This is a genomic window from Bacillus sp. FSL R5-0585 (assembly GCF_038004545.1).
Classification (GTDB): Bacteria; Bacillota; Bacilli; order Bacillales; family Bacillaceae_G; genus Bacillus_A; species Bacillus_A cereus.
Genome location: NZ_JBBORJ010000001.1, coordinates 546848 through 568834, shown reverse-complemented (window position 1 = coordinate 568834; position 21987 = coordinate 546848). Strand labels below are relative to the sequence as shown.

The window sequence follows — 21987 nt, the reverse complement described above, 5'->3', positions numbered from 1 at the left end:
GCAATTTATGCCCGCGGGTGATGCTTCATGTAAACAGAACGCAATCTTTCTTTAGAGACATGCGTATAAATTTGTGTCGTCGACAAATTTTCATGACCTAATAGCTCCTGTACAGTACGTAAATCCGCCCCTTCATCTAGCATATGTGTAGCAAATGTATGCCTTAACATATGGGGACTTATCCGCATTGTCAGCGAAGCCTTTTTAATGAGTTCATTTAAAACATAACGAACTCCACGACTGGTTAGCGGTGTACCTTTCGCATTTAAAAATACCATATGAGAATCTTCGTCAGTCTTATTAACTAACTGTTTTCTCCCATTCTCTATATAAGTAATTAAAGAATCTTGCGCATAGCTTCCGAACGGAATATACCTTTGTTTTTTTCCTTTTCCCATTACTAAAATTGTTCCCACCGCAAAGTCAATATCGGTAAGTTGTAAATTGACACATTCACTCACACGGATCCCAGTCGCATACATCAACTCTAATAAAGCTTGATTCCTTTGACCTAATGGCGTTTCCGTGTCAGAAACTTCAAATAATTCCTCTAACTCTTCAGCATATAAAAACTTTGGGATTGACAATTCTTTTTTGGGGAGTGACGCAAGTGCAAACGGATTATCCTTTCGATAACCTTCACGCATCAAAAAACGATATAAACTTCGTAAGCTTGATACTTTTCTTGCGACAGATTTACGGGCTAACTTTTCATCGTGCAACGTCGTTAAGTACAAACGAACATCCGCGTATGTAACGTCTAAAAAAGAGGATATGCCTTCTCGTTCCATAAATTGCACAAAATGTTCTAAATCATTTTGATAACTTGCAATTGTATATTTTGAATAATTTCTTTCAATTTGTAAATATCCAACGAATAATTGTAACAATTTCTTCACATTCACACAACTCACCTCAATAAAGGCTACTAAATCGTATCACAACTTAGTAGCCTTTGCAAGAAATTTAACTAAATATTTACAAAATTTCGAATCGTTTCTAAAGCGCGTGCTGCGTACGCTTCATTTCGTTCTGCTTTCTTTTTAATCTTCTTCTCTAACGGTGCAAATAGACCGAAGTTCGCATTCATCGGTTGGAAGTTTTTAGCGTTCGTTGCCGTAATGTAATTTGCCATGCTACCCATCGCAGTTACTGGCGGTAATACAACTGGCTCTTCACCTTGCACAAGACGCGCAGCATTAATTCCTGCTAATAATCCTGATGCTGCTGATTCAACATATCCCTCTACTCCAGTCATTTGACCAGCGAAGAATAAATCATCCCGTTGTTTATATTGATATGTTGGACGAAGCAAATTAGGTGAATTAATAAACGTATTACGATGCATTACACCATAACGTACAATCTCTGCATTTTCCAATCCTGGAATTAACTGTAGCACTTCTTTTTGCGGTCCCCACTTTAAATGTGTTTGGAAACCTACGATATTGTATAAAGTTCCCGCTGCATCATCTTGACGTAACTGAACAACAGCATATGGCGTTTTCCCTGTTTTTGGATCTTCCAATCCAACAGGTTTCATAGGTCCAAATACTAACGTCTGTCTTCCTCTACTTGCCATAACCTCTACTGGCATACAACCTTCAAAGAAAATTTCTTTTTCAAACTCTTTTAAAGGCACTGTCTCAGCAGCAATTAGAGCCTCATAAAAACGATCAAACTCTTCTTCTGTCATTGGGCAATTTAAATATGCAGCTTCACCTTTGTCATAACGCGATTTTAAATATACTTTATTCATGTCAATGCTGTCTTTTTCTACGATTGGGGCTGCAGCATCATAGAAGTAGAAATAATCTTCTCCTGTTAATTCTTTCAATTTTGCAGAAAGATCAGGAGATGTTAATGGACCTGTAGCAATAATTGTCGGTCCCTCTGGAATATCTGTAATTTCTTCATTCATTACAGTTACATTTGGATGGTTCTTTACGTATTCTGTTACTTTAGCTGCGAACTCATGACGGTCTACAGCTAAAGCGCCTCCAGCTGGTACAGAGCACTCATCCGCCGCACGAATAATTACAGAATCCATTAAGCGCATTTCCTCTTTAATAACTCCAACTGCATTTGTTAAAGTGTTTGCACGAAGTGAGTTACTACATACTAATTCAGCGAATTTATCTGTATGATGAGCTGGCGTTTGCCTTACCGGTCTCATTTCATATAATCTAACTTGGACACCACGTTTTGCAATTTGGTAAGCTGCTTCACTTCCTGCAAGACCTGCGCCAATGACGTTTACTACTTGTGTTGTCATTTATATCACCTTTCCTTTTCTTCCCGAAAAAAATGTGAGCAGTTACGCTCACATTTGTTGTTCTTCTTCATAATCGCACGAAATACATTGTACTTGCACGCCTTTTTTCAACTTTTTCTCTACAAGCATGCCTTCGCACTTCGGACACTTACGACCAATTGGCTTATCCCAAGATACAAAGTCGCATTCCGGATACGTACCGCACCCATAGAAAAGACGTTTCTTTTTATTACTACGGCGTTCAATAATTTGACCCTTATCACACTTTGGACAAGTAACACCGATTTCTTTCACAATCGGCTTTGTATTACGACAATCTGGGAAATTCGAGCAAGCCATAAATTTCCCGTATTTACCCATTTTAAAGACCATTGGGTGATTACATAATTCACAATCTTCCCCAGCTGGTTCATCTTTAATTTCCACTTCACGCATTTCTTTTTCCGCTTTTTCTAAACGCGGTTCAAAACCTACGTAGAAATCATCAACAATTTTTACCCAATTCGCATTTCCTTCTTCTACTTCATCAAGGCTTTGCTCCATATTGGCAGTAAATTCAATGTTAATAATTTCTGGGAAAAACTCTAAAATAAGTTCAATTACTATTTCACCAAGTTCAGTCGGAACGAAGCGTTTATTATCCAAGCCTACATACCCACGCTTTTGAATCGTTTCAAGTGTAGGTACATATGTCGACGGTCTTCCAATTCCAAGTTCTTCAAGTGTTCTTACTAGGCGAGCCTCTGTATAGCGCGGAGGAGGTTGTGTAAAATGTTGCTTTGGTTCTAAATCCTTTGAAAATACAGTTTCCCCTACTTCTAAAGGCGGCAACATCTTATCCTTTTCTTCAGCACCATCATCTTTTGACTCTACATACACTTTCATAAATCCTGGGAACTTTACAACCGATCCACTTGCACGGAACTGAACATTGTTATTAATGAGTCTCGCTGTCACAGTATCCATTATAGCAGACGCCATTTGACTTGCAACAAATCGCTCCCAAATCAATTTATATAATCGAAGTTGATCACGACCTAAGAAACTTTTTAGTTCCTCTGGCTTTCTCATTACCGAAGTAGGACGAATTGCCTCATGCGCATCTTGTGCATTTGACTTTTTCGTTTCTTTCTTCTTTTCTGTTCCTATGTATTCCGTACCATACGCTTCAGTGATGTAAGTACGAGCCTCTGTTTGAGCTGTTTCTGAGATACGTGTTGAATCAGTTCTCATATACGTAATAAGACCTACAGTTCCTTGTTTTCCAAGATCTATCCCTTCATACAATTGCTGTGCAAGCATCATTGTTTTCTTTGCTCGCATGTTTAACTTACGGGCTGCTTCTTGTTGCAAGGAAGATGTTGTAAACGGTAATGCAGGGTTACGTTTTCGCTCTTTGCGCGTTACATTTTCAACTGAAAACGCATTCTCTTTCATCTGTTCAATTATTTCATTCACTTGCGTTTCATTTGTTAATTGAACTTTTTCACCATCTACACCGTAAAAGCTTGCTTCAAATGTGTCTTTCCCTTTTACAAATTCTGTTTTAATTGTCCAGAATTCTTCAGGTTCAAAGTTTTGAATTTCCCTTTCACGCTCGATGATTAAACGAACTGCTACAGATTGTACACGTCCTGCACTTAATCCTTTTTTTACTTTCTTCCATAATAAAGGACTAATATTGTAACCAACAAGACGATCAAGTATACGTCTTGCTTGTTGTGCATCCACTAAATCCATATTAATTGCACGAGGATGTTTAAATGATTCTTTGATTGCATCTTTCGTAATCTCATTAAACACAACCCGACAATCTGATTCAACGTCCACATTTAACGTATTCGCTAAATGCCAAGCAATCGCTTCCCCTTCACGGTCTGGATCGGCCGCGAGATAGACTTTCTTTGCTTTTTTGGCCGCTGATTTTAAATCTTTTAAGACGGGACCTTTACCACGAATGGTAATATACTTCGGGGTGAAGTTGTTCTTTACTTCTATCCCCATTTGACTTTTTGGCAAATCGCGAACATGTCCCATAGACGCGACAACTTTGTATTTTTTCCCTAAATATTTCTCAATGGTCTTCGCCTTAGAAGGCGACTCCACGATTACGAGGTAATCTGACATGCTAGTGCCTCCTTAAGAGGTGGATTCAAGTCTTCATTAATCTTATTGATTTCTCTTGTTTTTGTCAATCAAGAATGAATATACCATACAGTGCCAATCTACCATTTGTCAATAATTGTTTAATAAAAACATAAAAATATAAGGTTAATTTAAAATCTCTTCCAAGATATCTTCTGCATTTCTTACTAGTTTTGCTCCTTGCTGAATAAGATGATTCGTTCCCGATGCCCCCTCTATAAATATAGGTCCAGGAAGCGCAAATACCTCTCTACTTTGCTCTAACGCAAGGTCCGCAGTAATAAGTGTTCCACTTCTCGATTTCGCTTCTACAACTAAAACACCTTTACTTATACCACTAATAATCCGGTTTCTTTTTGGAAAATACCATTTTTTCGGTGCATAGTGCGGCGGATACTCTGTCAATAACAATATATATTCCTTCCACATTTCATATAAAGGTCTATTTTCTTTCGGATACATAAAAGACAATCCATGCCCTAATATCGCAATAGTCGGGCAATGATGCCTTACTGTAATCTCATGAGACATTGTATCTATCCCTTTTGCAAACCCACTGACAATAAGCCACTCTCTTTCTAATAAAGGGTGTAAAATAAACTTCAAACTCTCATGACCATATAATGATGGTTCTCTCGTTCCAACAACTGCTAATTTATTTACTTTATTCAGGAAATCTTTCTCTCCTTTTCCATATAAAACGAAGGGAGGATCTTGTATTTCACGTAATAATTGCGGATAATTTTCATCCCATATCGTTATATAAAAAATACGATTTTTCTCTAAATAAGATATATATTGCGGAAGATTTGAACTTTGAAGAAATTTTACTAGTTCTGAAGATTTTTTCGAGGATATTCCAGTGTAGTGTTCCATTTGTTTTTCGTTAAAATTATATATGTTCTCTAATTCTGGATCGACATATAGTAGCCTCTTCATCGCTTTCCAATAATCTGCTAGCAAGTAATGAAGATGTAATAATCTCTCTCTTTTCATCTTGATTCTCCTTACCCATAATTTTTATTATGTAAACAGAAAAAGTCTAAAAAGACACCCTCAAGTAAGAAGGTGTCTTTCAACAGATTAATAGTTTTTACAAGTCTCAAATAAACCTTTTTCTTTTAAAACAGAGATTAGCGTTTCTCCCATAACTGCTGGAGTTTCAGCTACTTTAATGCCACAAGCTTCCATTGTTTTAATCTTTTCAGCAGCAGTTCCTTTACCACCAGAAATGATTGCACCAGCATGGCCCATACGTTTGCCAGCAGGCGCTGTTTGACCACCAATGAAGCCTACAACAGGTTTTGTCATATTAGCTTTTACCCATTCAGCTGCCTCTTCTTCTGCTGTACCGCCGATTTCACCAATCATAATTACAGCATGTGTTTCTTCATCTTCATTAAATGCTTTTAAAGCATCAATAAAGTCTGTACCGTTAACAGGGTCTCCGCCGATACCTACAGCAGTAGATTGGCCAATACCTTCTTGTGTTAACTGATGTACAGCTTCATACGTTAATGTACCAGAGCGAGATACGATACCAACATGACCTTTTTTATGAATATATCCTGGCATAATACCAATCTTACATTCATCCGGTGTGATTACACCTGGGCAGTTTGGTCCAAGTAAACGTGTATGTTTACCCGCCATATATCTCTTTACGTTTACCATATCTAATACAGGAATCCCTTCAGTAATACATACTACTAAATCAATTTCTGCATCAACAGCTTCCATAATTGCATCTGCCGCAAAAGCGGGTGGAACGTATACAACTGAAGCGTTTGCGCCTGTTGCTTTCACTGCATCTTCTACTGTATCAAATACTGGTACACCTTCAATATCAGTGCCGCCCTTACCTGGTGTTACACCACCGACAATTTTCGTACCGTATTCAATCATTTGTTTTGTATGGAATAAACCTTGAGAACCTGTAATACCTTGAACAATAACTTTTGTATCTTTATTAACTAATACGCTCATTTTTCTCCCCCGCTTTCTATTAGCCCACTAGTGAAACAATTTTTTGTGCACCGTCTGCCATAGATTCTGCTGCAACAATATTTAAGCCAGACTCATTTAAAATTTTCTTACCTGGTTCTACGTTTGTACCTTCAAGACGTACAACTAAAGGTAACTCAAGACCTACTTGTTTCGTTGCTTCAATAACACCTTCTGCAATAACATCACACTTCATAATGCCACCAAAAATGTTAACAAAGATACCTTTTACATTTTTGTCAGAAAGGATAATTTTGAATGCTTCTGTAACTTTTTCTGCAGTTGCACCGCCACCAACATCTAAGAAGTTAGCTGGGTCACCGTGGTAATGTTTAATGATATCCATTGTAGCCATCGCTAAACCTGCACCATTAACCATACAACCGATATTTCCATCTAAAGGAATGTAGTTTAAGTCGTATTTTGAAGCTTCAATTTCTTTTGAATCCTCTTCATCAAGATCACGAAGTTCTAAAATGTCTTTATGGCGATATAATGCATTAGAATCAAAGTTTAATTTTGCATCTAATGCCATAACTTTACCTTCACCTGTTGTAACAAGTGGGTTAATCTCAGCGATAGAGCAATCTTTTTCGATAAACGCACGGTATAAGCCCATCATAAACTTCACAGCTTGTCCTACAAGCTCTTTTGGAATATTGATGTTAAATGCGATTCGGCGCGCTTGGAAACCTTGTAAGCCTACTGCTGGATCAATATATTCTTTAAAGATTTTTTCAGGTGTTTTTTCTGCTACTTCTTCAATTTCTGTTCCGCCTTCTTCAGACGCCATTAAAACAACTTGAGAAGTTGCACGATCTAAAACTAGACCTACATAATATTCTTTTTTAATATCGCAACCTTCTTCGATAAGTAAGCGTTTTACTTCCTTACCTTCAGGACCTGTTTGATGTGTCACAAGTGTAGTTCCTAAAATGCTTTCTGCATATGTACGAACTTCATCTAAATTTTTTGCAACTTTTACTCCGCCAGCTTTGCCGCGTCCACCAGCGTGAATTTGTGCTTTCACTACACATACATCTGTTCCTAATTCTTTCGCCGCTTCTACAGCTTCTTCTACTGTAAATGCAACCTTCCCGTTCGGAACGCTAACCCCATAGCTTCTAAGGACTGCCTTACCTTGGTACTCATGGATATTCATGGTCCCATCCTCCCCTGTTTTCCTGTTTTACTCGAAAAGTTTTTTAATGTTTAAAAAACATTACATTGCCATTGTATAAGATGATTGGCACGCTGTCTACAATAAAGTGTCAGAAAACTGAAATCGCTTTATTCTTTTTCGGAAATAGTAATGTTTATATGCCAAAATAAAAAAATAAGCTGTATATTTACAGCTTATTTTTGAATCATATCTTTAATTGGCGCGAATGACTTTCGGTGTTCATCTAATACTCCATGCACTTGAATTGCCTCTAAATGTTGCTTTGTGCCATATCCCATATGTTGCTCAAATCCATATTGAGGATACTTCTCTCCCAGTTCTTTCATCATACGATCTCTCGTTACTTTTGCGATAATGGATGCGGCTGAAATCGAAACACTTTTCGCATCACCTTTAATAATTGATGTTTGCGGAATTGGTGTAGGAAGTTTCATCGCATCAATTAATAAATGTTGGGGTGTACAAGATAAATTCGCAACTGCATCTAACATCGCTTGTTTCGTTGCTTGGTAAATATTAATGTCATCAATAACTTGCGGCGATACAATTCCTACTCCAATTGCAATTGCTTGTACTTTTATTTCATCATAAAAACGCTCACGTTTCGCTTCACTCAACTTTTTCGAATCATTTAACCCTGGAATATAAAAATCCTCAGGAAGAACGACAGCTGCCGTCACAACAGGCCCAGCCAATGGCCCGCGCCCTACTTCATCAATACCCGCGATATATGTGACCCCTTTTTCACGCAAAGCATTTTCATACTTGGACATTTCAAAAAACTTCTCTTTTTCTTTCTGTTCTAACTCTTTTTGTTTATACCACTTCAAAACGAGCTTTTGAACACCTTTTCGATCATCTTTCATTAACAGTTGAAAGCGATCATCTTCTTCATTCATAATTTCTTTCAATACATTTTCCGCTTCTTTTATCGTTATAGTTTGCATTTATACAAGCTCCTTTTTAAACATATCCAAAAAGAAAAGACGCACAAACGCACGTCTTATACTTCTTCTATTTTTTCCACATCTTCTACTTGCTCTGCAAACTCTTCCGGTGTTTCAAACGTCATTTTTCCAAGTTTGCCACCACGAAGCTCACGAAGCACAAGCTCAGATGTCTTATCATAATCAATCATTCCGCCGCCCATTAAGCAGCCTCTATTTTTTCCAATTGCATCGAATAATTCCACAATATCTTCTGGAATCTCATTTAAATTATAGCGTTCTTTCAAGCGTTCTGGATAATGTTTCTCCATAAAACGTAATGCGTAAACAGCTACATCTTGTAAATTTAAAATTGAATCTTTAATTGCACCCGTTGTCGCTAAACGAAGACCCACTAATTGATCTTCAAATTTAGGCCACAGAATACCTGGTGTATCTAACAATTCCATTTCCTTCCCAACTTTAATCCATTGTTGAGCTGTTGTCACACCTGGACGATCCCCTGTTTTAGCAATATTTTTCTTTGCCAATTTATTAATCAATGTAGATTTACCAACATTTGGTATACCTACAATTAATGCACGAATCGCTCTCGGTCTAATACCTTTTGCAACCATCTTATCAAATTTTTCTTTAACAAGCACTTTACAAGCTGCTGCAATTTCCTTCATACCTTGTCCAGCTTGCGCGTTAATCGAAATTGCCATATGGCCGTTTTCTTTAAAATATGCGATCCATTGTTTTGTTAAACGATCATCCGCCATATCCGCTTTATTTAAAACAACAAGCCTTGGCTTATGTGTAATGATTTCATCAATCATTGGGTTTCGAGATGATAATGGTAATCGAGCATCTACAAGTTCAATTACAACATCAATTAATTTTAATTTCTCCGTTACTTGGCGTCTAGCCTTCGCCATATGCCCTGGAAACCATTGAATTACCATGTTGCCACCTTCTTTTTCATTTATTTCACAATACGTGCGTCTTCTAACGGCCAATATAACATATTAGCTTTACCAATTACTTGATCCATTGAAATCGTACCGATTGAACGGCTATCTTTACTAAAACGACGATTATCACCTAAAACAAATAATTGATCTTTTGGAACGGTTTTCTTGCCTGTCATTTCTTCAAGATTAAAATCATATGTAAGCGGTCCGTCAGCAATTTGCTTTTTCTGCTTGTCTAAATACGGCTCCTCATAAGCTTTTCCGTTAACATACAGTTTATCATTACGATACTCTATTTCATCGCCTGGCAGGCCTATAATGCGCTTAATGTAATCTTTATCTTCTGTTGCTCGAAATACGATAATATCAAAGCGTTTTGGATCTCCAATGTGATAACCAATTTTATTCACAATCATTCGATCACGATCATGTAAAGTAGGTGCCATCGATACCCCGTCTACGAGAATTGGCGCAAAGAAAAACTGTCTAATAACACCAGCTAATACAACAGCAATCAAAATTGCTTTAATCCATTCCCAAAGTGAACTCTTCTCTTTTTTCATGCATTTCCCCTCCACGGTTATGTAAACTGCTCGTATTATACCAAAATTTCATATAGATTGGAAAAAGGGAGCTTGTGCATTTACAAGCTCCCATACATGTCTTATCGAATTTCTTTAATACGTGCTTTTTTACCGCGAAGGTTACGTAAGTAGTATAACTTAGCACGACGTACTTTACCACGGCGAAGTACTTCGATTTTCGCGATTCTTGGCGTGTGAACTGGGAATGTACGCTCAACACCTACACCGTAAGAAATCTTACGAACTGTGAATGTTTCACTGATTCCGCCACCACGACGTTTAATTACAACACCTTCGAAAAGCTGAATTCTTTCACGAGTTCCCTCAACAACTTTTACGTGTACACGTAAAGTGTCACCAGGACGGAATGAAGGAAGGTCAGTTTTTAATTGGCCTTTTGTAATTTCTGCGATTAATTGTTGCATATTAAATTCTCTCCTTTAAACAGATGCTCTTATAAAGTCTTAATAAATTACAGCGGAACATCGTTAATACGGCTACTGATTTCAGTAGCACAAATGTTATAATAGCATATTACTAGGCCTGTTGCAATAGCAAATATATGAAGTTATTACTGCTCTCGCTTTATTTCCTCAAGCCATTTTTTCTCTTGTTTAGATAACTCTCTCTCATCTAACAAATCAGGTCTACGCGTATACGTTCGACGCAAAGATTCCTTATGTCGCCATTCATCAATGTTTTTATGATTCCCTGACATTAATACATCCGGTACCTTCATACCACGAAAATCAGCCGGACGTGTATAATGAGGATGCTCTAATAAACCTGTACTAAACGAATCCTCTACTTGTGAAGCATGATTTCCTAGCACACCTGGCAAGAGACGTACAACACTATCAGTAATAACCATAGAGGCTAATTCTCCGCCCGTTAATACATAGTCACCAATAGAAATCTCATCCGTTACGAGATGCTCACGAATTCGTTCGTCATACCCTTCATAATGCCCACATACGAAGATCAAATGTTCTTCCCCCGCAAGCTCTTCCGCTTTCTTCTGCGTAAATCTTTCGCCCTGCGGACACATTAAGACAACTCTAGGCTTACGCTCTGTCTCTTTCGTCAAATCTTCTACAGCATCAAAAATAGGCTGAGGTGTAAGCACCATACCAGCTCCTCCGCCGTAAGGATAATCGTCTACGCTATTATGCTTACTTGTTGTATAATCACGAAAGTTAACAACACGAAGGTTTACCGCTTCTTTTTCTTGTGCCTTCTTTAATATAGAAGATCCAAATACACCGGTAAACATGTCTGGGAACAACGTTAAAATATCAATTTTCATTATAGCAGCCCTTCCATTACATGAATGGTTACTAATTTATTTTCAATATTAACTTGAAGTACAACGTCATCGATATAAGGAATTAAGAGATCTTGACCCTTCGGGCGTTTAATTACCCAAACATCATTTGCACCAGGAGATAGAATCTCTTTGATTGTCCCTAGCGCTTCTCCTTCTTCCGTTACAACACTGCAACCAATAATTTCATGATAGTAGTATTCACCTTCAGCAAGTTCACCTAACTGCTCTTCTGGTACTTTTATTAAAGAACCTTTAAACTTCTCTACTTCATCTACATTGTTATATCCTTCAAATGTTAATAAATCGAATGTCTTATGTTGGCGATGAGAAGTTACCTTTACCGGAAGGTAGTCTGTGCCTTTCTCATTCGATATGTATAACGTGTTTCCTACTTTATATCGCTCTTCTGGAAAATCAGTACGAGAAATAACACGGATTTCTCCTCTTACGCCATGAGTATTTACAATTTTCCCTACGTTAAACCATTTTGTCATAAATAGTATGTCACCCCTGGTTTCTATATAAATTAAGCATCTCCATTTCACAGATGGAACATGCACTCTCTATTTAAATGTTAAAAAAGGGAGAGGAATAACTCCTCGCCCTTTTTTACGTTTATTGAATTTCCAGTGTTACTTTTTCATCATTATGATGTCCCACTGAATACAAGAGCATTCGAATCGCTTTCGCAACTCTCCCTTGCTTTCCAATGACTTTTCCAACATCCTCAGGATGTACAGTTAATCGATACTTTATCTCTCCGTTGCAAAGTTCCTGTGTAACTTTTACATCTTCAGGATAATCGACAAGAGGCTTGACAATCGTCTCGACTAACTTCTTCATAGTCATTGCCTCAATTACTTACCTTGTTTAGATAAGTGGAATTTCTCCATGATACCTTGGTTAGAGAATAAGTTACGAACTGTATCAGATGGTTTAGCACCATTTCCTAACCATTTTAATGCTGCTTCTTCGTTGATCTTAACTTCAGCTGGTTGAGCAACTGGATTGTAAGTTCCGATTTCCTCAATGAAACGTCCGTCACGAGGAGAACGAGAATCTGCAACAACTACACGATAGAAAGGAGTTTTTTTAGCTCCCATACGTTTTAAACGAATTTTAACTGCCATTTATAAAGCACCTCCGAATTTATTTCACACAGATAATTATATTAGCAAAAAGACTATTGCTTTGTAAAGTATTTTTTCTTAACAGAGCCATCTTTTTTTCCTTACATGAATGGAAACTTCAATCCACCTAGTCCTTTTTTCTTACCTTTTTGCATTCCCGTCATCGTCTTCATCATTTTTTTCATGTCATCGAATTGTTTAATTAGACGATTGATTTCTTGTACAGTTGTACCGCTACCTTTGGCAATGCGCTTTTTGCGACTAGCATTGATTATTTCCGGTTGTTCTCGTTCTAATTTAGTCATAGAACGAATAATTGCCTCAATATGCCCAATTTGTTTTTCATCAACTTGTGCATTTTTCAGCCCTTTAATTTTATTTGCACCAGGAAGCATTCCTAACAATTCATCAAGCGGCCCAAGTTGACGCACTTGTCCAAGTTGTTCTAGGAAATCGTCAAGCGTAAACGAAAGCGTACGCATTTTTTGCTCAAGTTCTTTCGCTTTCTCTTCATCAACTGTAGCTTGCGCTTTTTCAATCAATGTTAAGACATCGCCCATCCCTAAAATACGGGATGCCATACGCTCTGGATGGAACGCTTCAATTGCATCTAGTTTTTCACCCATACCAGCAAATTTAATCGGCGTGTTTGTTACAGCCTTAATAGATAATGCAGCACCACCGCGCGTATCACCATCTAATTTCGTTAATACAACACCTGTTAAACCTAACTGTTCATGGAAACTTTGCGCAACATTTACCGCGTCTTGTCCCGTCATCGCATCGACAACAAGGAAAATTTCATCCGGTTTCGCAACTTCTTTCACTTTCGCTAATTCATCCATTAGTTCTTCATCAATATGCAGGCGACCCGCTGTATCGATTAAAACATAATCGTGATGATTTTCTTTTGCTTTTGCAATCGCTTGTTTCGCAATTTCAACAGGACTTACTTGATCTCCTAAAGAGAATACAGGCATGTCCAATTGCTTCCCTAATGTTTCAAGCTGTTTAATCGCTGCTGGACGGTAAATATCCGCTGCAACAAGCATCGGTTTACGGTTATGCTTTTTACGAAGCAAATTCGCAAGCTTACCTGTCGTCGTTGTTTTACCCGCACCTTGCAGACCAACCATCATAATAACAGTCGGTGGCTTATTAGCAACAGCAATTTTGCTTTGCTCTCCGCCCATAAGTTCTGTAAGTTCTTCCTGTACAACTTTAATTACTTGTTGTCCAGGTGTCAAACTTTTCATTACATCTTGTCCGACAGCACGTTCAGACACACGCTTCACAAAATCTTTTACTACTTTAAAGTTAACATCTGCTTCTAAAAGAGCTAGACGAACTTCTCTCATCATTTCTTTCACATCGGCTTCAGAAACTTTTCCTTTGCCGCGGATTTTTTGCATTGTCTGTTGAAGTCGGTCGGCTAATCCTTCAAATGCCATATTGCCGCCCTCCTAATCTAATTTTTCGATAGCTTCAACAACTTGTTTCATTTCTTCATTCACATGCTCTTCTTCGCTGATTAGCTGTTTTAGCTTTGCAACAAGTCGCTGTCGCTCTTGAAACTTTTGAAGTAATACTAATTTTTCTTCATATTCTTCAAGCATCGCTTCAGTCCGTTTAATGTTATCATACACGGCTTGGCGACTTACATCAAATTCTTCCGCAATTTCACCAAGAGATAAATCATCTAGATAATAAAGCGACATATAACTTCTTTGTTTTTGCGTTAACAACGATTGATAAAAATCAAATAAATAGTTCATTCTCGTTGTTTTTTCGAGCATGTTGGATCATCCTTTGTTAAGTGATTTCCCTTTACATGAATTAGTTTACATGTAGTCCAAAAGAGTGTCAAGTTTTTTTCTTAACATCATATATTTTTTATAGAAAAAGAAGCGGAAATACCGCTCCTTTCACTTATACTTCTTCTGTTTCTACTAAGTTCGCAAATAAACCATACACATATTGTTCTGGATCAAACTGTTGCAAGTCATCCATTTGCTCTCCTAATCCAACAAACTTCACTGGTACATCCATTTCGTTACGAATCGCTAATACAATACCACCTTTAGCAGTTCCATCTAACTTCGTTAAAACAATACCAGTTACATTCGTTGCTTCACGGAATGTTTTCGCTTGGCTTAAACCGTTTTGTCCTGTTGTTGCATCAATAACAAGTAATACTTCATGAGGAGCACCTGGTACTTCACGCTCAATTACACGCTTCACCTTCTCTAATTCTTTCATTAAATTTACTTTATTTTGCAAGCGTCCTGCTGTGTCACATAGTAATACATCTACCTTACGTGCTTTCGCAGCTTGTACAGCGTCATACATAACCGCCGCTGGATCAGATCCAGATCCTTGTTTAATCACTTCTACACCAACGCGATCGCCCCATACTTCTAATTGTTCAATCGCTCCAGCACGGAATGTGTCTCCTGCCGCTAATAGGACTGACTTACCTTCTGATTTAAACTTATGCGCCAGTTTACCAATTGTCGTCGTTTTTCCTACACCATTAACACCAACAAATAAAACAACCGTTAATTGGTCCTCTTGTATATTAATTTCGTTACTAAAATCGCTGTCGCCTTTGTAAATTCCTACTAGTTTTTCTGAAATAACAGCTTGTACTTCTTTTGGATCTTGAATGTTACGACGTTGTACTTCTTCTTTCAATTGGTCAATTAATTCCATTACCGTCGCAACGCCAACGTCTGCACCGATTAAGATCTCTTCTAACTCTTCGAAAAAATCTTCGTCCACTTTACGGTAACGATACACTAAATCATTCACTTTATCCGCAAATGAATTTCTCGTTTTTTCTAATCCTTGTTTAAATTTCTCTGTAACTGTATCCGTTTGTTTTGAAATTTTTTCTTTTAGTTTTTTAAAAAAACTCATACTTTCCCATCCTTCCTATTCACTTGCAATAAGTTCTTCTCCGGCGTCTAAACGAACCGAAACAAGTTTAGATACCCCTGATTCTTGCATTGTTACACCGTACAACACATCAGACTCTTCCATTGTACCTTTTCTATGTGTAATTACAATAAACTGCGTCTCATTACTGAATTTCTTTAAATACTGTGCAAAACGAGCTACATTCGCCTCATCAAGAGCTGCCTCTACCTCATCTAGTACACAGAATGGTACTGGGCGTACTTTTAAAATACCAAATAAAAGCGCAATTGCTGTTAAAGCACGCTCTCCACCTGAAAGTAAACCTAAGTTCTGCAGTTTCTTCCCTGGCGGTTGTGCTACAATATCAATACCCGTATTTAGTAAATCCTCTGGATTAGTCATTACTAAATCCGCTCTACCGCCTCCAAATAATTCAGAGAATACCGATTGAAACTCCATTCTAATGCCTTCAAACGTAGTAGAAAAGCGTTTTTTCATTTCTTCATCCATTTCGGTAATAAGCTGGTGCAATGTCGCTTTCGCTTCTTCTAGGTCGTCTCTCTGCTCTAGTAAGAATGTATGACGCTCCGCTACACGTTCATATTCATCAATTGCCCCTAGGTTCACTGTACCTAACTCTTCTATAGATAATTTGATTAATTTTACTTTCTTACGCGCATCTTCTGCAGGCATTGTCATTGTATATTTTAGTTTTGCCGCTTCAAATGAAATCGTATATGTTTCACGTAAATGTTGTAATCTATTTTCCAACTCTACATCAAGTCGATTTATTCTCACTTCTTGATCTTTCAACATTTCAAGAATATATTTATGTTTACCTGTCGTTTCTTTCAAATTGCGCTCTAAATGTTCTACCCTCTCTTGCAACGATACACGTTGTTCACGACGAGAGCGAATTAATTCTGAAGTTTGATTACGATCATATGCTTTCTTCTCAATCATATTCGTAATTTGCTCTTCACCACTTGAATTAGATGTCATTTCTTGTTTTAAGAACGCTAAATCCTCTTTCGTTTTTACAAGTGTCGCATCCGTTTCTTCTTTTTCCTTCGTCAATCGTTCAACTTTTTCTTTTTGATTAAATAAGCGTTGTTGCTTTTCAGCTACCAGCACTTTTAACTCCGTCATTTCTTTTTGAACTTTTTCTTTCGAAGAATGTTGCTCACTTTTTTGTTTTGTTAAAGCTACAATTTTACTATCTAACTTAGTGATATCAGCTTGAAGATTCGTTAAAATCCCTTCTAACTCCTCTTTACGCCCTTGCATTTTTACTCGATCTTGTAAAAACCCTTCAATCTCTAAATCATAAATAGACAATCGATCATTAATACGATGTTCTTCTAATTCTAAACGATTAATCTCTTCTCTTAATTTCTGCTCATCTACACGATCTGCTTCTACAGTTTGCCTTAGTTCACGTATTTTCACTTCTTTTTCTTGAATCTCTTGTTTTACTGCTTTAACAAAGTTTTCTAACTTCGTTGTTTTTTCTTCCATATCAGTTAACTTGCGAGTCCACTCTTCCAGTTCACGTTGGCGTCCTAATAAAGAAGATTTCGCTTGCTTTACCGCCCCACCAGTCATAGAACCGCCAGGATTCACTAGGTCACCTTCGATTGTTACAATGCGATAACGGTATTGCAGTTGTTTCGCCAACTCATTTGCTCCACGTAAATCTTTCGCAACAATAACAGTACCTAATAAATTTGAAACTACATTTTCATATTTATTGTTGTACTGCACAAGTTCTGCCGCCACCCCTACAAACGATGGGTGTTGATTTGCAATGCGTAATTGCTCAAATGATAACGATCTGCTTTTAATAACAGCTTGCGGTAAAAACGTTGCACGTCCATGTTTATTTTGCTTTAGAAATGCAATCGCATTACGAGCATGTTCCTCTGTTTGTACAACAATATGCTGCATCGCTGCACCTAGAGCGATTTCCATTGCAACTTCGTATTCTTTCGGTACCGTTAACAGTTCCGCAACAGCACCCTCGATACCTTGCAACCTATTTTCTCTAGCTTTCAATACTTCACGTACACCTTGATAGAATCCAGAATAATCTTCTTGCATCTCTTCAAGCATTTCTTTTCGAGAACGTGCCTGTTGCACAAATTGATATGCTTGATACAGTTTTGTTTCATTTTCACTATACTGCGTCTTACATTTCCCAAGCGCCGCCTCTGTCTTCTGTATATTTGAGAGAATGCCAGCTACTTTTTCTTTCGCTTGTTCGTAACTTTCTACAAGTTTCGTCTTTTTCGCTGTAATTTCCATACGCATTTCTACATATTTCGCATTCTCTTCATCTAGACGCTCGTTTTTAGACGTTTGCTGTTTCGATTGTTCTTCAATCATAGATAATTCATTACGATGACTAGCTTGTTGATTTAAAAGCTCAATATAGTCACCTTTTAAATTCTCAATCTGTTCCTCTAAATTGTCAGCAAAAGTAGCAAGCAGTTGCTCATTATCATGCAATTTTTGCTCCAACTCTTTTACTTCATTCACAAATTGCATTAAAGCTTCTGTACTTGACTCAATCTCACCATCGTAACTTTTAGCTTTCTCTGTTAATTCAACAATTAACTGCTCAAGTTGCGCACAATGCGTCGTAGCATTTTGCTTTCTTTCTTTTAACAACTCACGCTGCCCTTCTAGTTTTTCTAGCTCTTTACTAGAAAGAAGAAGTACTTCTTGCAACGAGTCTACAGACTCGTCTACCGCTTGTAATTGTCCTCGTAATTCCTCAAGCTCTTCTTCACTTTTTTGTAAATTCGTTGACATTTTAGCTTCTTCGTTTTTATTATGCCCAAACTGATTTCGAAGCGCTTCCCATTTCTCGTGCAATTCTTCAATTTCATGGACAATAAGCGCAGCTTCTACTTTCTCTAATTCTTCTTTATTCTCAAGATAATCTTTCGCAATAGAAGCTTGTCTTTCTAAAGGTTCTACTTGACTACTTAATTCATGAATTATATCTTGTACACGATTTAAGTTTTCTTGTGTTTCTGCTAATTTCCCTTCAGCTTTCTTTTTGCGAAGTTTGTATTTTAGTACGCCTGCCGCTTCTTCAAATACACCTCGACGCTCTTCTGACTTACTACTTAAAATCTCTTCCACTTTCCCCTGGCTAATAATTGAAAAAGCTTCTCTTCCCATACCAGAGTCCATAAATAAATCGATAATATCTTTCAATCTACATGATTGTTTATTAATATAAAAATCACTATCACCTGAACGAGATACACGACGTGTTACACACACCTCATTGTATTCAATTGGTAAACGTTGATCTTCATTATTTAAAGTTATTGTTACTTCAGCAACATTAACCGCTCTCCTCGTATCACTGCCTGCAAAAATAATATCCTCCATCTTTGCACCACGTAATGATTTTGCAGATTGTTCACCAAGTACCCAGCGAATTGCATCAGTAATATTACTTTTCCCGCTTCCATTAGGTCCTACTACAGAAGTTACACCTGGGACAAAATCAACAGATACACGCTCAGCAAAAGACTTAAACCCTGCTATTTCTAATCTTTTTAAAAACACGAAAGGCCTTCCTCCTATTCTCCGTCGTTATAAATGTTCTCTATACAAAAACAAGTATTATACGGATTTACCTTCTTTTTCATTATAAACAAAAAGAAAGTTTCATTCTATGCACAAGGAATCCCCCTCATTCAAAGGGGGATTCCTTATAGTTGTTCTTTTAATTTTTTCAATGCTTCTGCAGCAGCTTGTTGCTCTGCTTCTTTTTTCGACTTACCACTACCAAGACCTAAAGCTACGTTATTTAACGTAACACGTGACACAAATTCTCGATTGTGAGCTGGTCCTTTTTCTTGCAAAATTTGATACTCAACATTGCCACTGCCATCACGCTGAATCAATTCTTGCAACTGACTCTTATAATCCATCACATGAGAAAAAGCACCCTCATTAATTTTCGGATATACAATTTCTTTTAAGAATTCCCAAACTGTTTCTAGCCCTTGATCAAGATAAAGGGCACCAATAAACGCTTCAAAGACATCCGCTAATAAAGCTGGTCGTTCACGTCCACCTGTCATTTCTTCACCTTTTCCTAATAAAACAAGGCTACCAAATGACAATTCGTTCGCAAAACGAACAAGAGATGGCTCACATACAATAGCTGCACGTAATTTTGTTAACTCTCCTTCGCTCATTGTCGGATATTTTTGAAACAGATACTGCGATACAGTCAGTTCCAATACTGCATCTCCAAGAAATTCAAGACGCTCATTATCTTCATGCGGTTTTTTTCGATGCTCATTCACATACGATGAATGCGTAAATGCTTGAATCAATAATTTTTCATCTGTAAACGTAATACCTATCTTTTCTTGAAACACTTTAAATGCTTCACGATATTTTGTTTCGTATTTTTTTTCTCTATATTTTCGGTACGGCATAGGTCCCTCCAGATATAAGCCAGAAAGCCCCGCTAAAAAACGGGACTTCACTTAAGCATTATAGATGACTCTCTATGTAAGTCACAGCATCGCCAACAGTAGCAATCTTTTCAGCATCTTCATCAGAAATTTCCATTTCGAATTCATCTTCTAATTGCATTACAAGTTCTACTACATCTAGGGAGTCTGCTCCTAAATCTTCCTTGAAGCTTGCAGCTGGTACTACCTCAGTCTCTTCTACTCCTAAACGATCAACGATGATTTTTGTTACGCGCTCTAAAACATCTGCCATTCCATTCACCTCCCCTCAAATATTATATTAAATATTGACCAAAAAAACTAGGTGAAATCGATTCTTTTATTACATTACCATACCGCCATCAACATTTAACGTTTGACCTGTAACATATTTGCTTTGATCAGAAGCAAAAAACGTTACAGCATTCGCGATATCTTTCGCTTCACCAAATTGAGCAGCTGGAATAACTTTTAACATTTCGGCTTTAATATTCTCATCTAGTACATCCGTCATATCAGTCGCAATAAAGCCCGGCGCAATTGCATTCACTGTAATATTTCGACTTGCTAACTCTTTTGCAGATGTTTTTGTTAATCCAATAACACCTGCTTTAGCAGCAACATAGTTAGCTTGTCCTGGGTTTCCTATAACACCAACAACCGAAGCGATGTTTATAATTCTACCGTGACGTTGACGCATCATATAACGAGATACTGCTTTTGTACATAAGAATACACCTTTTAAGTTTGTATTAATAACTGTATCCCATTCTTCTTCTTTCATACGCATTAATAAATTATCTTTCGTTACACCAGCATTATTTACAAGAATATCAACTTGTCCAAATGTATCTACTGTTTGTTTCACCATATTTGTAACATCATCAGCATTTGCAACATCTGCTCTTACCGCAATTGCATCAGAACCTAATTTTTTAATTTCATCTACTACTTCATTTGCTTTTTGTTCATTACCAGCATAATTTACTACTACATTTGCCCCTTGTTTCGCTAAATCAATCGCAATCGCGCGACCAATTCCACGTGAAGCGCCAGTTACTAATGCTACCTTCCCTTTTAACATCAGTTTTCTCCTCTCAAATTTGAAATGGTATCTTTTAATGTCTCTTCATCGTATATCGCATATGCTTTTACTGATGAATCAATTGACTTCATAAGTCCAGCAAGTACTTTTCCAGGTCCAATTTCAATAAATGTATCTACTCCCTGGTTCACCATATATTCAATAGACGGGTACCATAATACAGGCGAATAAAGCTGTTCGATTAACTTTTCTTGAATGTCTGCACCACGTGTAATAACTTCCGCCGTAACATTTGCAATAACAGGAATATTCGTGTCATGAATTGTAATTTCATTTAAAACACTTTGGAACTTCTCAGCTGCCGGCTTCATAAGTGAAGAATGGAATGGCCCACTTACTTTTAGTGGAATCGCTCTCTTTGCACCATTTTCTTTCGCTCTTTGAGAAGCAACCTCTACGCCTTGCTTCGTTCCAGAAATCACAATTTGCTTCGTACTATTCATATTAGCGATTTGCACTGCATATCCTTCACTTGTTACTTCTTCTGTAACTTGTTTCAGCATATGTGGGTCAGCACCTAATATAGCTGCCATTGCGCCTTCTCCGCCCGGAACAGCTTCTTCCATATATTCGCCACGTTTCCTTACAGCATATACAGCATCTTCAAAAGTTAATGCACCAGCTGCTACAAGAGCACTATATTCACCTAAACTATGACCAGCAACAAAGTCTGGTGTAATATCATACTCTTTCAAAGCTGTCAAAATAGCAAAACTCGTTGTTAATAATGCAGGCTGCGCATTTGTTGTTAATGTAAGCTTTTCCTGCGGTCCTTCAAAAATCACTTCTGAAAGTGAATCTTCCAACACCTCATCTGCTTTTGCAAACACTTTTGCAACCTCTTTATTATTCTCTGCTAATTGTTTACCCATTCCAACTGCCTGTGAACCTTGGCCCGGAAAAAGAAATGCTATTTTTCCCATTT

General features: G+C 37.5%; 22 protein-coding genes. All 22 read right to left on the bottom strand.

Annotation, left to right across the window (positions count from 1 at the left end):
• Positions 1-5: 5 nt before the first annotated feature.
• A complete protein-coding gene (gene xerC / locus MKY38_RS03165) occupies positions 6-905 on the bottom strand; it encodes a tyrosine recombinase XerC (RefSeq protein ID WP_001101243.1) in 900 nt (299 codons plus the stop codon).
• Positions 906-970: 65 nt separating this feature from the next.
• Complete coding sequence (trmFO, locus tag MKY38_RS03160) at positions 971-2275, bottom strand: FADH(2)-oxidizing methylenetetrahydrofolate--tRNA-(uracil(54)-C(5))-methyltransferase TrmFO (RefSeq protein WP_000213002.1); 1305 nt, start codon at positions 2273-2275, stop codon at positions 971-973.
• Between the two features lie 48 nt (positions 2276-2323).
• On the bottom strand, positions 2324-4402 hold the full coding sequence (gene topA / locus MKY38_RS03155) for a type I DNA topoisomerase (RefSeq protein ID WP_001286964.1): 2079 nt from the start codon (positions 4400-4402) through the stop codon (positions 2324-2326).
• A 144-nt stretch (positions 4403-4546) separates the two neighbouring features.
• On the bottom strand, positions 4547-5416 hold the full coding sequence (gene dprA, locus MKY38_RS03150; RefSeq protein ID WP_065222968.1) for a DNA-processing protein DprA: 870 nt from the start codon (positions 5414-5416) through the stop codon (positions 4547-4549).
• Positions 5417-5503: 87 nt separating this feature from the next.
• Positions 5504-6406, bottom strand: a complete 903-nt coding sequence (sucD, locus tag MKY38_RS03145) for a succinate--CoA ligase subunit alpha (protein WP_000115178.1) — start codon at positions 6404-6406, stop codon at positions 5504-5506.
• A gap of 19 nt (positions 6407-6425) precedes the next feature.
• Entirely contained in the window at positions 6426-7586 is a 1161-nt protein-coding gene (gene sucC, locus MKY38_RS03140) for an ADP-forming succinate--CoA ligase subunit beta (RefSeq protein ID WP_341048053.1), read from the bottom strand.
• Between the two features lie 194 nt (positions 7587-7780).
• Positions 7781-8554, bottom strand: a complete 774-nt coding sequence (locus MKY38_RS03135; RefSeq protein ID WP_001193513.1) for a ribonuclease HII — start codon at positions 8552-8554, stop codon at positions 7781-7783.
• Positions 8555-8610: 56 nt separating this feature from the next.
• A complete protein-coding gene (gene ylqF / locus MKY38_RS03130; protein WP_065222967.1) occupies positions 8611-9501 on the bottom strand; it encodes a ribosome biogenesis GTPase YlqF in 891 nt (296 codons plus the stop codon).
• A gap of 20 nt (positions 9502-9521) precedes the next feature.
• Positions 9522-10073, bottom strand: a complete 552-nt coding sequence (gene lepB, locus MKY38_RS03125) for a signal peptidase I (RefSeq protein ID WP_000711853.1) — start codon at positions 10071-10073, stop codon at positions 9522-9524.
• 101 nt (positions 10074-10174) lie between these two features.
• Positions 10175-10519 carry a 50S ribosomal protein L19 gene (rplS, locus tag MKY38_RS03120; protein ID WP_001186516.1) on the bottom strand — a complete coding sequence of 115 codons (345 nt, stop codon included), beginning with the start codon at positions 10517-10519 and terminating at the stop codon, positions 10175-10177.
• A 146-nt stretch (positions 10520-10665) separates the two neighbouring features.
• On the bottom strand, positions 10666-11400 hold the full coding sequence (gene trmD, locus MKY38_RS03115; RefSeq protein ID WP_000686903.1) for a tRNA (guanosine(37)-N1)-methyltransferase TrmD: 735 nt from the start codon (positions 11398-11400) through the stop codon (positions 10666-10668).
• Positions 11400-11915, bottom strand: coding sequence for a ribosome maturation factor RimM (gene rimM / locus MKY38_RS03110; RefSeq protein WP_000170278.1), 516 nt, complete (start codon positions 11913-11915; stop codon positions 11400-11402). The genes trmD and rimM overlap by 1 nt, the downstream gene beginning before the upstream one ends.
• 121 nt (positions 11916-12036) lie before the next feature.
• Entirely contained in the window at positions 12037-12264 is a 228-nt protein-coding gene (locus MKY38_RS03105) for a KH domain-containing protein (protein WP_000737401.1), read from the bottom strand.
• A gap of 14 nt (positions 12265-12278) precedes the next feature.
• On the bottom strand, positions 12279-12551 hold the full coding sequence (gene rpsP, locus MKY38_RS03100) for a 30S ribosomal protein S16 (RefSeq protein WP_000268750.1): 273 nt from the start codon (positions 12549-12551) through the stop codon (positions 12279-12281).
• A 101-nt stretch (positions 12552-12652) separates the two neighbouring features.
• The gene (gene ffh / locus MKY38_RS03095; RefSeq protein ID WP_341048051.1) at positions 12653-14002 is read right to left on the bottom strand and encodes a signal recognition particle protein; all 1350 of its coding nucleotides are present in this window, start codon (positions 14000-14002) and stop codon (positions 12653-12655) included.
• A 12-nt stretch (positions 14003-14014) separates the two neighbouring features.
• On the bottom strand, positions 14015-14347 hold the full coding sequence (locus MKY38_RS03090; protein WP_000891062.1) for a putative DNA-binding protein: 333 nt from the start codon (positions 14345-14347) through the stop codon (positions 14015-14017).
• Positions 14348-14480: 133 nt separating this feature from the next.
• Entirely contained in the window at positions 14481-15470 is a 990-nt protein-coding gene (gene ftsY / locus MKY38_RS03085) for a signal recognition particle-docking protein FtsY (protein ID WP_000007654.1), read from the bottom strand.
• Between the two features lie 15 nt (positions 15471-15485).
• The gene (gene smc, locus MKY38_RS03080) at positions 15486-19055 is read right to left on the bottom strand and encodes a chromosome segregation protein SMC (protein WP_341048047.1); all 3570 of its coding nucleotides are present in this window, start codon (positions 19053-19055) and stop codon (positions 15486-15488) included.
• 146 nt (positions 19056-19201) lie between these two features.
• A complete protein-coding gene (rncS, locus tag MKY38_RS03075) occupies positions 19202-19939 on the bottom strand; it encodes a ribonuclease III (protein ID WP_001146875.1) in 738 nt (245 codons plus the stop codon).
• A 58-nt stretch (positions 19940-19997) separates the two neighbouring features.
• Positions 19998-20231, bottom strand: a complete 234-nt coding sequence (gene acpP / locus MKY38_RS03070) for an acyl carrier protein (RefSeq protein WP_000786062.1) — start codon at positions 20229-20231, stop codon at positions 19998-20000.
• Between the two features lie 69 nt (positions 20232-20300).
• Positions 20301-21041 carry a 3-oxoacyl-[acyl-carrier-protein] reductase gene (fabG, locus tag MKY38_RS03065; protein ID WP_000911773.1) on the bottom strand — a complete coding sequence of 247 codons (741 nt, stop codon included), beginning with the start codon at positions 21039-21041 and terminating at the stop codon, positions 20301-20303.
• Complete coding sequence (gene fabD, locus MKY38_RS03060) at positions 21041-21985, bottom strand: ACP S-malonyltransferase (protein WP_000515899.1); 945 nt, start codon at positions 21983-21985, stop codon at positions 21041-21043. Before fabD ends, fabG begins: the two co-directional genes overlap by 1 nt.
• Positions 21986-21987 lie beyond the last annotated feature (2 nt).

Coding starts and splice junctions, on each gene's coding strand:
- trmFO (WP_000213002.1), bottom strand. CDS start 2,275: ATGACAACACAAGTAGTAAACGTCATTGGCGCAGGTCTTGCAGGAAGT.
- topA (WP_001286964.1), bottom strand. CDS start 4,402: ATGTCAGATTACCTCGTAATCGTGGAGTCGCCTTCTAAGGCGAAGACC.
- dprA (WP_065222968.1), bottom strand. CDS start 5,416: ATGAAAAGAGAGAGATTATTACATCTTCATTACTTGCTAGCAGATTAT.
- sucD (WP_000115178.1), bottom strand. CDS start 6,406: ATGAGCGTATTAGTTAATAAAGATACAAAAGTTATTGTTCAAGGTATT.
- sucC (WP_341048053.1), bottom strand. CDS start 7,586: ATGAATATCCATGAGTACCAAGGTAAGGCAGTCCTTAGAAGCTATGGG.
- MKY38_RS03135 (WP_001193513.1), bottom strand. CDS start 8,554: ATGCAAACTATAACGATAAAAGAAGCGGAAAATGTATTGAAAGAAATT.
- ylqF (WP_065222967.1), bottom strand. CDS start 9,501: ATGGTAATTCAATGGTTTCCAGGGCATATGGCGAAGGCTAGACGCCAA.
- lepB (WP_000711853.1), bottom strand. CDS start 10,073: ATGAAAAAAGAGAAGAGTTCACTTTGGGAATGGATTAAAGCAATTTTG.
- rplS (WP_001186516.1), bottom strand. CDS start 10,519: ATGCAACAATTAATCGCAGAAATTACAAAAGGCCAATTAAAAACTGAC.
- trmD (WP_000686903.1), bottom strand. CDS start 11,400: ATGAAAATTGATATTTTAACGTTGTTCCCAGACATGTTTACCGGTGTA.
- rimM (WP_000170278.1), bottom strand. CDS start 11,915: ATGACAAAATGGTTTAACGTAGGGAAAATTGTAAATACTCATGGCGTA.
- MKY38_RS03105 (WP_000737401.1), bottom strand. CDS start 12,264: ATGAAGAAGTTAGTCGAGACGATTGTCAAGCCTCTTGTCGATTATCCT.
- rpsP (WP_000268750.1), bottom strand. CDS start 12,551: ATGGCAGTTAAAATTCGTTTAAAACGTATGGGAGCTAAAAAAACTCCT.
- ffh (WP_341048051.1), bottom strand. CDS start 14,002: ATGGCATTTGAAGGATTAGCCGACCGACTTCAACAGACAATGCAAAAA.
- MKY38_RS03090 (WP_000891062.1), bottom strand. CDS start 14,347: ATGCTCGAAAAAACAACGAGAATGAACTATTTATTTGATTTTTATCAA.
- ftsY (WP_000007654.1), bottom strand. CDS start 15,470: ATGAGTTTTTTTAAAAAACTAAAAGAAAAAATTTCAAAACAAACGGAT.
- rncS (WP_001146875.1), bottom strand. CDS start 19,939: ATGCCGTACCGAAAATATAGAGAAAAAAAATACGAAACAAAATATCGT.
- acpP (WP_000786062.1), bottom strand. CDS start 20,231: ATGGCAGATGTTTTAGAGCGCGTAACAAAAATCATCGTTGATCGTTTA.
- fabG (WP_000911773.1), bottom strand. CDS start 21,041: ATGTTAAAAGGGAAGGTAGCATTAGTAACTGGCGCTTCACGTGGAATT.
- fabD (WP_000515899.1), bottom strand. CDS start 21,985: ATGGGAAAAATAGCATTTCTTTTTCCGGGCCAAGGTTCACAGGCAGTT.